We start from the raw sequence: 15,253 nt of genomic DNA on the forward strand, positions 1-15,253 counted from the left end.
GTCGCAACCGCGCCTGGCGCGGGCTTAAAACCGGGGTGGCGGGCACGGCATTGCACCGCGCCTGCCGCCCCGGATGCCTTCAGGCAAACACCCCCAGCATCGCCGCCAGCTTCACCGCCGCCAGCACCCCGGCCTGCACGTCGGCCGCGTGGTCGATATCGCGCTTGAGCTGGCGCAGCGCGTCCAGATCCTCGGGCGTGGTCAGCACGCCTTCCTTGAACAGCGCCAGCCGCGCCTGGGTCATCTCTTCGGTGGCCTTGGTGATGGCCGGCTTCAGCTGCCAGCGCTCGGCGGGGCCGGCGGCGGCGTACTGGTCGAAGAGCGCGTCCAGCGCCGCCTCGGCCAGTCGGACGAATTCGCGATCCTGATCGTCGGCCATGTTCATTGCTCCTTGCCCGGTGCCGCGCAGGCGGCGATGTCGGCCAGCGGCAGCGCGCCCACCCGTTGCCAGTAGGCGCTGCCTTCCATATCGGTCTTCATCGCCTGCAACCGGCTGGCCGCGGCGCTCGCGTCGACGCCCTTGAGGGTGCCGGCGAAGGCGAAGCCGGCCTGGATCGCCCCCAGCAGGTTGGACAGCGACACGTCGTCGTAATGCGCCAGCATCGCGTCCAGCCGGCGCCCCTGCTCCACCGCCGCCAGCGTCAGGCGTTGCGCCGCGGCGTGGCGGGCCTCGTAGGCGGCGACGCCGCCGGCGAACGCGTCGAAATCGCGCCGCGCCAGGCCCTGATCGCCCTGGGCGGCGCTGCGCTTGAACTCGGCGAAGCGCTGGCGCAGCGCGCTCGGGTACAGCGGCTGCTGGTTCACGTCGTCGGCGAAGTTCACCAGTTGCCAGGTCAGCCGGGCCACCGCGTTGCGCCCGCACGAGACATAGCGCGCGCCCAGCACGCTGCCCTGCGGCAGGCTGTCGTAGGCGCTGCCCAGCGCGGCGTAGGCGGCGCGGATGTCGCCGAACTCGCGGGCGATGCCGCCCTGGATGCCCACGCCGTCGCGGGCGCCGACATTGCCCACGGCGTCGTCGAAGCTGCCGGCCTGTCCCTGCCGCGCCGCCGCGTAGGCGCCCTGGAACAGCTCGTCCTGCGAGGTGGCGGCCACCGCGCCGTAGTCGCGGAACATCGCCTCGTAGGCGTCCAGCGCCTCGCTGGATTTGGCCTCGAACGCCTTCACCGCCGCCAGCAGCGCCTCGGCCTTTTCGGGCGTACAGGCCGTCAGCGGCAGGATCAGCGCCAGCAGGCAGAGGGTTCTGGTGGCAATGCGCATGCTGGATTCCCGTCGTGATCGGGCCGCGGCGCGGCCCTCGCCACACGGTAGAAGATGCCAATTGCATGTTCAAGACGGATCGCGCGGCGCCCGGCGGGCAGCCGACAACCGTTTCGCCGGGCCGGCGCGGCGCTCCGATGTGGCCGGCGGCGCGTAATCCGCCGTCCTCCGCGCTGCCGGGTCGCATCGCCCGATCGATCCTGTTGCAAAAATGACAAAAGCCAAATTTCACAAGAAAGTTTTCATAAGCAAAAAAGCAGAATCTTATGCTTATTTTGTCAGCAAACAGGAAGAATTGACCGCCTCGGCATCACGCCGCCGACCCCCGCTTGCATGCAGTCGACCACATCCGTGCGTGAGCGACCGTTGCAGCGCACCGCTGCCGCCAGGGCAAATGGCTGATTCGTCGCCCATCGCCAGATCGCGTGCCGATTGCGGCATTTGACCAATCGCCGCCAATGGGCCAGCCCCCGGATTGTCCAATCCAAAAAGATACTGACTTGAATGCCGGCAATTCGCCAGACCGAATCCGGCACACCATTTGTCACCTGATATTTTTATCAGGTTACGGCGTGCGGGGCGGCCGATTTTTAATTCGCGCAGTTTTTGGCGACCGATGCGGATTGGCGCAACAGCCTATAAGCGATGCGGAATGCGTTTTTTGATCGGCGACAAATTTCACTGATTGATCGATCGTTCATCCAATTGCAACAAAAGCTTGCACCGCATACGCCACGCAATTCAGGCATTGCCACGGCCCAATTGGCCCTTTTTTTGGAAAGACCATTGCGGGCGGTGCCCTCAACGATGAATTGCCCGATGGGCTGCGACGCCCCCGGCCAGGAGAAACCGATGCTGATCGCCGAGCAGAACGACCTCACCAACCACTGGTACCAGCGCGCCACGGTGCGCCATACCCCGCGCATCATCGTGCCCGATTACTCCGACGAGGAGCTGATCTACCCGCTGGCGCGCTGCGCGGTGTGCGACCACCCGATGATCCTGGCGCGCGGCCAGGCCACCCGGGCGTTCATCCTGGCGCAGGCCGCCTACCAGTTCCTCTATGGCGTGGGCCTGCTGGAGACCAAGTTCGTCATCCAGTGCAGCCTGGCGCTGCTGCACCACGAAATCCCCGGCATCGACGAATTCGCCCGGCTCCAAGCGCTGACCGTGGTCATCGACGAGGGCTACCACGCCCACGTGGCGCTCGACTACATCATCCAGATGCAGGCCAGGAGCGGCATCGTGCCGTTGCAGGTGCCCCAGTCCAATCACAAGCTGGACGCCGCCGCCCGCGCCAGCGCCACGCTGCCCGAGGCGATGCGCGCCGACTTCCAGCTGCTGGCGGTGACGCTGGCCGAGAACGTGCTCACCGACGAGATCGCCAACCTGGGCCGCGACAAGGGCCTGGCGCAGACCTTCACCACGCTGATGATGGACCACGTGCGCGACGAAGGACGCCATTCCAATTATTTCGCCGATTTGATGAAAGCGCGCTGGGCGCATATGCCGCAGGCCACGCGCGACCGATTCACCGCCATGCTGCCCGATTACCTGGACGATTTCCTCGGCACCGATCCATCGCGGAGTTTCGAGCGCAAGATCCTGCGCGCCTGCGAATTCTCCCCGGCGGAAACGGAACGGATCATCGACGAGACCCAGGGCGAATTCCAGGCATTGCACGATCAATTGACCGCCAAGACCAAAATCCGCCTGGATCGGCTGCTCAGGCAGATTGGCGTGCCCGATCCGGCGAATGCCGATTCCGCCGCCGCCCTCGATGCCGCCGTCTGATCAAGAACCGGGAATGGCCATGTGCAAAACGCTGATCGTCGATAATTTCGATTCGTTTACCTACAACCTGTACCAATACATGGGCGAGGTCTGCGGCGAAGAGCCGCGGGTGGTGCTCAATACCGCCGATTGGGACACCCTAAACCTGGACGACTACGACTGCGTGATCGTCTCGCCCGGGCCGGGCACGCCGGCGCGCACCGAGGATGTCGGTGTCAGTGCCGAGGTGATCCGGCGCAGCCGGGTGCCGGTGCTCGGAGTATGCCTGGGCCACCAGTGCATGGCGCACCTGCACGGCATGGACGTGGTGCACGCGCCGACGCCGGTGCACGGCCGCGTCAGCGTGATCCGCCACAACAACGACGGCGTGTTCAAGGGCCTGCCGCCGGATCTGCCGGTGGTGCGCTACCACTCGCTGGTGGTGCAGGCGCTCAAGCCGCCGTTCGAACTCACCGCCTGGGGCGACGACGGCATGATCCACGGCATCCGCCATACCGAGCGCCCGCTCTACGGCATCCAGTTCCATCCCGAATCGATCTGCACCGAAGCCGGCCTCGACCTGCTGCGCAATTTCCGCGACATCGCCGTGCATCACGCACGCCACGCCTGAAATCCCGTTTCGCGCCCATCACATAGGAGTCGGCGGTGAGCCTCTTCCAGATTGAAGTCCGCACCCTCGAATGCTGTCCCGATCCGTTGCCGGTGTTCCAACGCGAATTCCTGCACGCCCCCGCCAACTTCTTCCTGGAAAGCAGCGTGGTGCGGCCGGGCTTTTCGCGCTTCTCCTTCATGGGCGACGCCGCCGGACGCTACGGCGAAACCATCGTCTACGCCACCCAGCAGGGCCACGCGGTGATCGAGCGCGACGGCGCGCGCAGCACGCTGGATACCGGCGGGCTGTTCGAGCTGCTGAACCAGCGGCTGCGCCAGTTCCGCGCCGAGCTGCCCGGCGACCTGCCGTTCGCCTTCAACCTCGGCTACGTGGGCCTGCTGGGCTACGAGCTGAAGGCCGAGACCATCGGCGACGCCGCGTACCGCTCCGACACGCCCGACGCGGTGTTCATGCTGGCCACCCGTCTGATCGCCTTCGACCACGACCAGGGCCGCTGCCACCTGCTGCACCTGGTGGCCGACGAGGCCGACCGCGCCGCGGCGCACGCCTGGTTCGACGCCGTGGCCGGCCGGCTGGCGCAGCCCGCCGAGCCGTCGCCGCAACCGGCGCGGCGCGACCGCATGAGCCTGCCCGAAGTCGAGCGCTGGATCGCAGACCACGCCGCCATGCGCCATCCCAAGCAGGCGTACATCGACAAGATCCACCAGGCGCTGGACGAGATCGTCAACGGCGAAAGCTACGAGGTCTGCCTGACCAACATCATCGAATTCCCGTTCGCCGAATCGGCGTTCGACCTCTACCGCGTGATGCGCCAGCTCACCCCGGCGCCGCACGCCGGCTACTTCAACGTCGGCGGCTTCCACCACGTCAGCGCCTCGCCCGAGCGCTTCCTCAGCGTCAACGCCGAGCGTCAGGCCGAGGCCAAGCCGATCAAGGGCACCCGCCCGCGCGGCGGCACGCCCGAGGAGGATCGCGCGCAGATCGAAAACCTGATCGGCGACGAGAAGGACCGCGCCGAGAACCTGATGATCGTCGACCTGCTGCGCAACGACCTGGGCCAGGTGTGCAATCTGCGCTCGGTGCACGTGCCCAAGCTGTTCGACGTCGAGAGCTACTCGCACGTGCACCAGCTGGTGTCCACCATCCGCGGCCAACTGCGGCCCGAGGTGTCCGCGGTGGACTGCGTGCGCGCGGTGTTCCCCGGCGGCTCGATGACCGGCGCGCCGAAGAAACGCACCATGCAGATCATCGACCGGCTGGAACAGGGCCCGCGCGGCGCGTACTCCGGCGCGCTGGGCTGGTTCGGCCTGTGCGGCGCCTGCGATTTCAACATCGTCATCCGCTCGGTGACGGTGCACGACGGCCACGCCCGCTTCGGCGTCGGCGGCGCCATCACCGCGCTGTCCGACCCCGAGAACGAATTCGCCGAGACCATGGTCAAGGCGCGCGGCGTGGTGGAAGCGGTGGAACGACTGCGCGAGGTGCGCGCATGACCGCGCCCGCCTTCGCCCTAGTAATCGGCGCCAACGGCTCCATCGGCGGCCTGCTGGCGCGGCAACTGGCCGCCAGCGGCTTCGAGGTGGTCGGGCTCGACCTAGCGGCGACCGCGCCGCAGCCGGGCATCGTCACGCTGCAAGGCGACGCCACCCGCCCCGACGCCGCGCTGCAACGCCGGCTGGCCCAGACCGATGTGCTGGTGCTGGCGCTGGCGCAGCACGTGCTGGAGCGCGCCCTGCCCGCGCTGCTGCCCGCCCTGCCCGCGCAGGCGCTGATCGTGGAAACGCTGTCGATCAAGACCCCGTTCGCCCAATGGCTGGCGCGGCATCCCGTCGCCCAGCCGGTGCTGGGCATCAACCCGATGTTCTCCGGCGACCTGGAGCCGGCCGGCCGGCCGCTGGCCGCCGTGCCGTACCGCGACGCCGCGTCGGCCGACGCCTTCGTCGCCCTGCTGCGCCAGTGGCGGCTGGAGGTGGTGCCGCTGACCCCGGCCGCGCACGACCAGGCGATGGCGCTGTTGCAGACGGTCGGCCACGCCGCGGTGCTGTCGTTCGGCCGGGTGCTGGCCGCGTCGGCGGTGCCGCTCGACGCGCTGCTGCGCCTGGCGCCGCCGCCGTTCCGCGTGCTGCTGTCGCTGGTGGCGCGCATGACGCAGAACCATCCCGACGTGTACTGGGAGATCCAGGCCGACAACCCGTGCTCGGCGGTGGCGCGGCAGCAACTGCTGGCCGCCCTGGCCGCGCTGGACGACGGCGTGGCGCGCGCCGACCAGGGCGGCTTCGCCGCCGCGCTCGGCATGCTGGAACACACCCTGATCGCCGACCACCGCGACTACGTCGGCCTCAGCCGGCGGATCTTCGAATCGATCAACCCGCCGCCGGCGCCCGACAGCCTGCCCGCGTTCCGCGCCGCCATCGACCGCGTGGACGACCAGCTGATCGACCTGCTGGGCCAGCGCCAGGCGCTGATCGCCGACGTGGCGCGCTTCAAGAAGACCAGCGGCACGCCGGTGATGCAGCCGAACCGCGTGCTGGAAGTGGTGCAGCGCTGCAAGGCGCGCGGCCAGGGCTGGCACCTGCGCGGCGAGCTGATCGAGCAGCTCTACCGCCTGATCATCGAAGAAGCCTGCCACATCGAGTACGAGCACGTCGGCGGCCCCCGCGAATCCCTTCTCACCAGCAGCGCGCCGGCGTTCCAGGCGACAGGAGTGCAAGCATGACCCGAACCACCCCGCAGGCCCGCCACGTGGTCGAGCGCCTGAACAGCGTGCTGGGCCAGGATTACCGCTACCGCGAGGACTGCCTGAGCCTGACCGCCAACGAGAACTACCCCAGCGCGCTGGTGCGGCTGGCCGGCAGCGCCACCGCCGGCGCGTTCTACCACTGCTCGTTCCCGTTCGAGGTGCCGCCGGGCGAGTGGTACTTCCCCGAATCGGGCCGGATGGGCGAGCTGGCGCAGCAACTCAACGAACTCGGGCGTTCCTTGCTGGGCGCCGGCACCTTCGACTGGCGCCCCAACGGCGGCTCGCCGGCCGAGCAGGCGCTGATGCTGGCCGCGTGCAAGCACGGCGAAGGCATGGTGCACTTCGCCCACCGCGATGGCGGCCACTTCGCGCTGGAAAACCTGGCGCAGAAGGCCGGCATCGACATCTTCCATCTGCCGGTGGACCCGCAGACGCTGCTGATCGACGTGGCCCGCCTGGACGAGCTGGTGCGGCGCAACCCGCAGATCCGCATCGTCATCCTCGACCAGTCGTTCAAGCTGCGCTGGCAGCCGCTGGCGGCGATCCGCAAGGTGCTGCCGCCGTCGTGCACCCTGACCTACGACACCAGCCACGACGGCGGCCTGATCATGGGCGGCGTGTTCGATTCGCCGCTGCACTGCGGCGCCGACGTGATCCACGGCAACACCCACAAGACCGTGCCCGGCCCGCAGAAAGGCTACATCGCCTTCAAGTCGGCCGAGCACCCGCTGCTGGTCGATACCTCGCTGTGGCTGTGCCCGCACCTGCAAAGCAACTGCCACGCCGAACTGCTGCCGCCGATGTGGGTGGCGTTCAAGGAAATGGAAGCCTTCGGCCACGACTACGCGCCGCAGGTGGCGCGCAACGCCAAGGCGCTGGCCGGCCACCTGCACCGGCTGGGCTTCGAGGTCTCGGGCGAAGCGTTCGGCTTCACCGAAACCCACCAGGTGCACTTCGCCGTGGGCGACCTGCAACAGGCGCTCGACCTGTGCATGAACACCCTGCACCGCGGTGGCATCCGCAGCACCAACATCGAGATCCCCGGCAAGCCGGGCATCCAGGGCATCCGCCTGGGGGTGCAGGCCATGACCCGGCGCGGCCTGCGCGAGGACGACTTCGAACAGGTGGCGCGCTTCATCGCCGACCTGCACTTCCGCAAGGCCGATCCCGCCGGCGTCGCCGCCCAGGTGGCCGAGTTCCTGCGCGCCTTCCCGCTGGCGCCGCTGCACTACTCGTTCGACCAGGAGCTGGATCACGAACTGCTGCAATCGCTGATCGGGGAGGCCCTGCGATGAGCCGCGCCGAAGCCGCGATCTCCCGCGAGACCACGCTGGGCCGCCTGGTGGGCGCGGTGCTGGTCGAGCAAGGCATCGCCGACCTGTTCTGCATCCCCGGCGACTTCACCATGCAGCTGTCGCGCGAGCTGACGCAGGTGCACGGGCTGACGCTGCGCACCATGTCGCACGAATACGGCACCACGCTGGCCGCGCTCGGCTACGCCCTGGGCCGCCGCACCCCCGCCGCGGTGTGCTTCACCTACGGCGTCGGCGTGCTCAACGCCGCCAACGGCATCGCCCAGGCCTACGTCGAGCGCGTGCCGCTGATCGTGCTGTCCGGCGCGCCGGGCAAGCGCGAGCGCGAGGCGCCGGTGTTCCTGCACCACACCGTGGTCGACGACGACACCCAGTACCGGGTGATGCGCGAGATCACCGCGCACCAGATCCGCATCAGCGACCCGCACCGCGCGCAGGAGCAGCTGCGCGAGGCCGTCGCCGTGGCGCTGGCGCAGTCGCGCCCGGTGTACGTCGAAATCCCGCGCGACCTCTACCTGAGCAAGGTGCGCTACACCCCGGCCGCCGCGGTGCAGCCGCCGATGCCGTGCTACGACCAGGCCGCGTGGGATGCCGCGCACGCCACGCTGGCGCTGCTGCGCGACGCCCGCCGCCCGGTGCTGGTGCCCGGCCTGGAAATCAAGCGCTACGCGCTGGCCGACGCCGCGCGCCGCATCGCCGAGACCCTGGCGCTGCCCTGGGTGGCCAGCCCGATGTCGCGCCAGGTGCTGCCGATCGACCACCCCAACTACCGCGGCGTCTACGCCGGCCCGGCCTCGCCGGCCGACTGCACCCGCGACCTGCTGGCGTCGTGCGACGCGCTGCTGCTGCTGGGCGAGCCCAACGCCGACGTCAACATGGGCATCGCCAGCGCGATCCCGGCCGGACAACTGGTGCAGGCCTACGACGGCACGGTGCAGGTGGGCCGCCAGCGCTATCCCGCCGCCACCGCCGATTTCGTCACCGCGCTGGCCGAACTCTCGCGGCCGCGCCACGGCCTGCTGCCCGAACTGCAACGCGAACAGCGCGCCTACCTGCTGCCGTCCGCCACGCCCACCGGCGACGCGCCGGCCGACGGCGCGCTCACCCCCTACCTGGTGATCGACGAGCTGAACCGCCACTTCGCCGCCCACCCCGACACCCTGCTGGTGGCCGACTGCGGCGACGCCTTCTTCATGTCGCTGGGCATGCACCCGGCCGACGTGCTGACCTCGTCGCTCTACATGAGCATGGGCATCGGCGTGCCCGGCGCGCTGGGCTGGCAGCTGGGCAGCGGCAAGCGCCCACTGGCGCTGGTGGGCGACGGCGCCTTCCACATGACCGGACAGGAACTGATGCATGCGCGCGGCGCCGGCATCTCGCCCATCGTGATCGTGCTCAACAACCAGCGCTGGACCTCGCTGTCGTCCGACAGCGCCGACGTGGCGCTCACCCGGCTGCCCGCCATCGACTTCGCCGCGCTGGCGCAGTGCTACGGCGTGACCGGCATGGTGGCCGAAAGCGCCGCCGGGCTGCGCGACGGCCTGGCGCGCGCCCACGCGCTGGACGAGCCGGTGCTGATCGACGCCCGCATCGACCCATCGCAGCGCTCCTACCTGTGCGAACGCTTCTTCGACGCCATCAAGAACCAGCAGCATTTGCCCAGGGTTTGACCCTGCACCCGGAGCGCCCGCAATGCCCCACCCCGTCTACCCGCTGACCGCCGCGCAGCAGGCCATCTGGCTCGGCCACCAGCTCGACCCGCTCAGCCCCGCGTACAACGTCGCCAGCTGCCTCGACCTGCGCGGCGAACTGGACGCCGACCTGCTGGCGCGCGCGCTGCACCAGGCCGTGCACGAGTGCGACCTGCTGCGCACCCGCTACACCGAACAGCACGACGCCGACGGTCAGGCCGCCGTCGCGCAGCGCATCGAACCCGAAGTGCCGGTGACGCTGGCGCGACTCGACCTGCGCGGCGACACCGACGCCGACACCCGCGCCCGGCGCTGGATGGCCGAGGACTGCGCCCGCCGCATCGACCTGGAACACGGCCCGCTGTTCGGCAGCGCGCTGCTGCAACTGGCGCCGCAGCGCCACTACTGGTACTTCAAGACCCACCACATCGCGCTGGACGGCTTCGCGCTGTCGATGTTCTTCCAGCGCGTGGCGCAGTGCTACGACGCGCTGGCGCGCGACGCCGCGCCCGGCGCCAGCCCGTTCGCCGGACTGCCGGCGCTGCTGGCGGACGACGACGCCTGGCTGGCCTCGCCCGCCAGCGGCGCCGACCGCGATTACTGGCGCGACAAGTGCCGTGGCGGCGGCGACGTGCCCAGCCTGGCCGCCGACAGCGCCATGCCCGGCCACTACGCGCTGCGCCACGCGGTGGCGCTGCCGTCGGCGGATTTCGCGGCGCTGCGCGCGCTGGCCGGCGGCTTGTCCACCCACTGGGTGCCGGCGGCCATCGCCGCCTTCGGCGCCTGGCTGGCCCGCGCCACCGGCCAGCGCCGGGTGGTGCTGGGCGTGCCCTTCCTCAACCGCCTCGGCGGCGTGGCGAGCCGGGTGCCGTGCAGCGTGGCCAACGTGCTGCCGCTGCACCTGGACGTGCCGCTGGCCGGCAGCGTCGGCGAACTGGTCGCCGCCGCCGACGCCGAACTGGCGCGGATGCGCCCGCACCAGCGCTATCGCGCCGAGGACGTGCGCCGCGATTGCAACCTGGTCGGCGAAGGCCGCCGCCTGACCGGCCCGCAGATCAACATCGACCTGTTCACCGACGTGCTGCGCTTCGGCACCGCACGCGGCCGCGCCGAAGTGCTCAGCGCCGGCCCGGCCGACGACCTGTCGCTGCTGATCCAGCCCGACCTCGACAGCGACGGCCTGCTGGTGGTCGGCATGGCCAACCCGGCGCTGTACGACCAGGCCGCGCTGCAACGGCATGTCGAACGCTTCGTCGCCTTCCTGCCACGCTTCTGCGCCCGGCCCGATCTTCCCGTCGGCCGGCTCGACGCCTGGGACACCGACGACCTGGGCCTGTTTTTCGCCGAGACCGCCAAGCACGACGCGTCGCTGCCGACGTCGCCCGACACCCTGGTCGATCGCTTCGAGCGCTGGGCGGCCGACACCCCCGACGCCATCGCGCTGACCCTGGACGGCGAGCACCTGAGCTACGCCGAGCTGAACGCCCGCGCCAACCGCCTGGCGCACGCGCTGGCCGCGCAGCCGCGCGGCGCCGGCCAGCCGCTGGTCGCGCTGCTGCTGGCGCGCTCCATCGACACCGTGGTCTGCATCCTGGCGGTGCTCAAGGCCGGCGCCGCCTACGTGCCGATGGACCCGGACGCCCCGGCCGGGCGCATCGCGGCCATCCTCGACGACACCCGGCCCGGCCTGCTGCTGGCCGACCGCGCCAGCGCCGCCGCCGCGGACGGCGCCGCGTGCCCGCGCTGGCTGGTGGACGACGACACGCTGCGCGCCGACCTGGCGCGCCGCCCCGCCGCCAACCTGTCCGCCCGCCCCGCGCCGGACGACCTGGCCTACGTGATCTACACCTCCGGCTCCACCGGCAAGCCCAAGGGCGTGTGCATCAGCCACCGCAACGTGGTGCGGCTGTTCGACAGCACCGACGCCTGGTTCGGCTACCACCGCGACGACGTGTGGAGCATGTGCCACGCCTACATCTTCGACGCCTCGGTGTGGGAGATGTGGGGCGCCCTGCTGCATGGCGGCCGGCTGCTGATCGTGCCGGTGGCGACCACCCGCGCGCCGGACCAACTGCTGGAACTGATCGTCGATGAGCGCGTGACAGTGTTCGGCCAGATCCCGTCCGCCTTCTACCGCTTCATGGAAGCCGAGGCCGACCGCCCCGAGCTGGGCGCGCGGCTGAGCCTGCGCTACCAGTGCTTCGGCGGCGAAGCGCTGGACCCGGCGCGCCTGCAACCGTGGTTCGAGCGCCACCCCGACCACCAGCCCCGGCTGCTCAACATGTACGGCATCACCGAAACCACGGTGAACACCACCTACCAGTTCATCACCGCCGCCCACGCCCGCGCCGGGCGCGGCAGCCTGATCGGCCGCGCCTACGCCGACCTGGGCCTGCTGGTGCTGGACGACGCGCTGCGCCCGGTGCCCGCCGGCGGCTACGGCGAGATGTACGTCAGCGGCGCCGGCCTGGCGCGCGGCTACCTCAACCGCCCCGAGCTGGACGCCGTGCGCTTCGTCGCCAACCCCTACGGCCCGCCCGGCAGCCGCATGTACCGCAGCGGCGACGTGGCCGTGCTCGGCGACGACGGCGTGCTCGAATACATCGGCCGCGCCGACCAGCAGGTGAAGGTGCGCGGCTACCGCATCGAGCTGGGCGAGATCGAGACCCACCTGCGCGCCCATCCGCAGGTGTCGGACGCGGTGGCGTCGGTGCGCCGCGACGCCGCGGGCGACCCCAAGCTGCTGGCCCACGTGGTGCCCGGCGCCGCGAGCGGCGGCGAGGTGGACCTGACCGCGCTGCGCGATCACCTGCGCGAGCGGGTGCCGCCCTATATGGTGCCCAACGCCATCGGCGTGCTGCCCAGCCTGCCGTTCACCGCCAACGGCAAGGTGGACCGCCGCGCGCTGCCCGACATCCAGCTCGGCGGCGACGCCCAGGTGGAGCCGGCGCGCGACGCGCTGGACGAACAGGTGCTGGCCTGCTGGCGCGAGCACCTGCCGGTGACGCAACTGGGCATCGACCACAACTTCTTCGACGCCGGCGGCGATTCGATCAAGGCGATCCGGGTGTGCCGCGAACTGGACATCCCGGTGATGACGCTGTTCGACGCGCCCACCCCGCGCGCCTGCGCCGACTTCCTGCGCCAGCGCGGCGCCGGGGCCGCGCCCGCCGCGCAACGCATGCTGCACCGCTTCGGCCAGGGCGACAGCGCCGGCAAGGTCACGCTGGTGTGCGTGCCGTTCGCCGGCGGCAACGCCTTCGCCTTCCGCGGCCTGGTGGACGGCCTGTCCCCGCGCTTCGCCTGCGTGGCGGTCAACCTGCCCGGCCACGACGTGCTGCGCCCCGACGAAGCGCTCGAATCGATCGACACCGTGGCGACGCGCGCGGTGGCGGAGATCGTCGAACTGGCCGGCGGCCCCATCGTGGTGTACGGCCACTGCGCCGGCAACGCCATCGCCCTGGCCATCGCCCGCAAGCTGGAACAGGCCGGCGCCCCGCTGGCGGCGCTGGTGATCGGCGGCATGCTGCCCGACGCCGACCCGCAGGCGGTGGCGGCCGAGGTGGACACCCAGCGCGGCGAGGACATCATCGCCTTCCTGCGCAGCATCGGCGGCTTCAAGGAAACGCTCGACGCCGCCAGCCTGGCCGCCATCGCCCGCGTCACCAAGCACGACGCCGGCGAGACCGCCGCCTTCTTCGCCCGCGACGCCGCGGAGCGGGTGCGGCTGAAAGCGCCGATCCACGTGGTGATCGGCGACGAGGACCCGCTGACCCCCGACTACGCCACCCGCTACCTCGACTGGCGGGTGCAGGCCGACGACGTGACGCTGTCGGTGATCGCCGGCGGCGGCCACTACTTCGTCACCGACCAGCCACAGGCGCTGGCCCGGGTGCTGGAACAACGCTACGGCGCGCTGGCCCCGGCGCCGATCCGCGCCCCGCGCGCGCTGCGCGACTTCCACAATCCGTTCGACGACGGCGACGGCCGCTTCCTGCTGCTGGTCAACACCGCCGGCCAGCGCTCGCTGTGGCCCGCCTTCCTGGCGGTGCCGACGGGCTGGGCGGTGCGCTTCGGCCCTGCCCCGCACGGCGACTGCGTGGCGCGGCTGGGCGACGCGCTCGATACCATCCCGACGCCGCCCGGCCTCGACGCCCCCTACTGGCCGGCCGACTTCGCCGCCGCCTACCGCGCCAAGGGCTACTGGAGCGGCGACCCGCTGGACCGCCAGCTGCGCCGCCACGCCGCGCAGACCCCGGACCGGCTGGCGGTGGTCGATGCGCAGCGACGGCTGAGCTACGCCGCGCTGGACCTGAACGCCGACCGGCTGGCCAGCGGCCTGGCCGGGCTGGGCATCGCCCCCGGCGAGCGCGTGGTGGTGCAGCTGCCCAACTCGGTGGCCTTCGTCGAAACGGTGTTCGCGCTGTTCCGCCTGGGCGCAATCCCGGTGTTCGCGCTGCCGTCCGACCGCCTCAGCGAGATCGGCCACATCGTGGCGGCGTCCGGCGCGGTGGCCTACGTCATCGCCGACCAGGCCGCCGGCTGCGACTACCGCGAGATCGCCCGCGCCGTGCGGGGGCAGGCCCCGGCGCTGCGCCAGGTGATCGTCGCCGGCGACGCCCAGGAGCTGGTCGCCCTCGACACGCTGTACGGCGCCCCCGCGCAATGGCCCGAGCGCGACAGCCGCGAAGCCGCGCTGATCACGCTGTCGGGCGGCAGCACCGCGCTGCCCAAGCTGATCCTGCGCCGCCACGACGACTACCTGTACAGCCTCCGCGCCAGCGCCGCGTTGTGCGGCCTGGACCGCGACAGCGTCTACCTGTGCGCGCTGCCCGCCGGCCACAACTTCGCCCTCAGCTCGCCCGGCTTCCTCGGCGCGCTGCACGCGGGCGGCACCGTGGTGATGAGCGCCGACCCCAGCCCGGCGGCGGTGTTCGCCGCCATCGAGCGCGAGCGCGTCACCATCGCGGCGGCGGTGCCCAGCCTGGCGCTGGCCTGGCTGCACGCCGATCGCGGCGGCCACGACCTGTCCAGCCTGCGGTGCCTGCAACTGGGCGGCGCCAGCCTGGGCGAAGCGCAGGCCGCGGCGCTGGCCGAGGCGTTCCCCGGCGCCTTGCAGCAGGTGTACGGGATGTCCGAAGGGCTGGTCTGCTACACCCGCCCCGGCGACGGTCCCGAGCGCGTGCTCGTCAGCCAGGGGCTGCCGATCAGCGACGACGACGAACTGCGCCTGGTGGACGAACAGGACCGCCCGGTGCCCGACGGCACGCCCGGCCAGTTGCTGGTGCGCGGCCCGTACACCATCCGTGGCTACCTCAACGCGCCGGCCCACAACGCCGCGGCGTTCACCCCCGACGGCTTCTACCGCACGGGCGACGTGGTGCGCCGCCGCGCCGACGGCTATCTGGTGGTCGAGGGCCGGATCAAGGATCAGGTGAACCGGGGCGGCGAGAAGATCGCCGCCGAGGAAGTGGAAAGCCACCTGCTGGCCCATCCGCGGATCCGCGAGGCCGCCATCGTCGGCATGCCCGATCCGGTGCTGGGCGAGATCGCCTGCGCCTTCGTGGTGGCGGCCGCCGGCGAGCCGCTGGCCCCGGCCGCGCTCAAGTCGTTCCTGCGCGGGCGCGGCATCGCCCACTTCAAGGTGCCGGACCTGATCCGCCTGGTGCCGGCACTGCCCAGGACCACGCTGGGCAAGACCGACAAGAAGGCGCTGCGCGCGCGCCTGACCGAATGAAAGCGGTTGACAAAACCCTCCCGGCGGCGTCGCGCGCGGGCGCCGAGCCTCACGCGCCGCACGCCGGGTGCCGCCCGCGTTTCGTGCGTCCCGCCAGGACCGCTTTGC

The 15,253-nt window shown here is 71.0% G+C and carries 9 protein-coding genes; 7 read left to right on the forward strand and 2 right to left on the reverse strand.

The window, feature by feature from the left end:
- Positions 1–79: 79 nt before the first annotated feature.
- Together C556_RS0117540 and C556_RS0117545 are read right to left on the reverse strand one after the other, a co-directional pair.
- Entirely contained in the window at positions 80–379 is a 300-nt protein-coding gene (locus C556_RS0117540; RefSeq protein WP_040431531.1) for a hypothetical protein, read from the reverse strand.
- Between the two features lie 2 nt (positions 380–381).
- Positions 382–1,257: a hypothetical protein gene (locus C556_RS0117545; RefSeq protein WP_018749558.1), complete on the reverse strand. Its 876-nt coding sequence runs from the start codon at positions 1,255–1,257 to the stop codon at positions 382–384.
- Positions 1,258–2,109: 852 nt separating this feature from the next.
- Between C556_RS0117545 and C556_RS0117550 the strand changes: the two genes are divergently transcribed.
- The 7 genes from C556_RS0117550 to C556_RS21915 are packed head-to-tail and all read left to right on the forward strand — an operon-like array spanning position 2,110 to position 15,145.
- Positions 2,110–3,051: a diiron oxygenase gene (locus tag C556_RS0117550; RefSeq protein WP_026263186.1), complete on the forward strand. Its 942-nt coding sequence runs from the start codon at positions 2,110–2,112 to the stop codon at positions 3,049–3,051.
- Positions 3,052–3,064: 13 nt separating this feature from the next.
- Positions 3,065–3,661, forward strand: coding sequence for an anthranilate synthase component II (locus C556_RS23640; protein WP_051083262.1), 597 nt, complete (start codon positions 3,065–3,067; stop codon positions 3,659–3,661).
- A 35-nt stretch (positions 3,662–3,696) separates the two neighbouring features.
- Complete coding sequence (gene pabB / locus C556_RS21015) at positions 3,697–5,157, forward strand: aminodeoxychorismate synthase component I (protein ID WP_051083263.1); 1,461 nt, start codon at positions 3,697–3,699, stop codon at positions 5,155–5,157.
- Entirely contained in the window at positions 5,154–6,380 is a 1,227-nt protein-coding gene (locus C556_RS21910) for a chorismate mutase (protein WP_018749560.1), read from the forward strand. Before pabB ends, C556_RS21910 begins: the two co-directional genes overlap by 4 nt.
- Entirely contained in the window at positions 6,377–7,699 is a 1,323-nt protein-coding gene (locus C556_RS0117565) for a PLP-dependent aminotransferase family protein (RefSeq protein WP_018749561.1), read from the forward strand. The genes C556_RS21910 and C556_RS0117565 overlap by 4 nt, the downstream gene beginning before the upstream one ends.
- A complete protein-coding gene (locus C556_RS0117570) occupies positions 7,696–9,387 on the forward strand; it encodes a thiamine pyrophosphate-dependent enzyme (protein WP_018749562.1) in 1,692 nt (563 codons plus the stop codon). The genes C556_RS0117565 and C556_RS0117570 overlap by 4 nt, the downstream gene beginning before the upstream one ends.
- Positions 9,388–9,409: 22 nt before the next feature.
- Entirely contained in the window at positions 9,410–15,145 is a 5,736-nt protein-coding gene (locus C556_RS21915) for a non-ribosomal peptide synthetase (RefSeq protein WP_020608490.1), read from the forward strand.
- The last annotated feature ends 108 nt before the right edge of the window (positions 15,146–15,253 follow it).

It is taken from the genome of Chitiniphilus shinanonensis DSM 23277 (assembly GCF_000374805.1).
GTDB classification, from domain to species: domain Bacteria; phylum Pseudomonadota; class Gammaproteobacteria; order Burkholderiales; family Chitinibacteraceae; genus Chitiniphilus; species Chitiniphilus shinanonensis.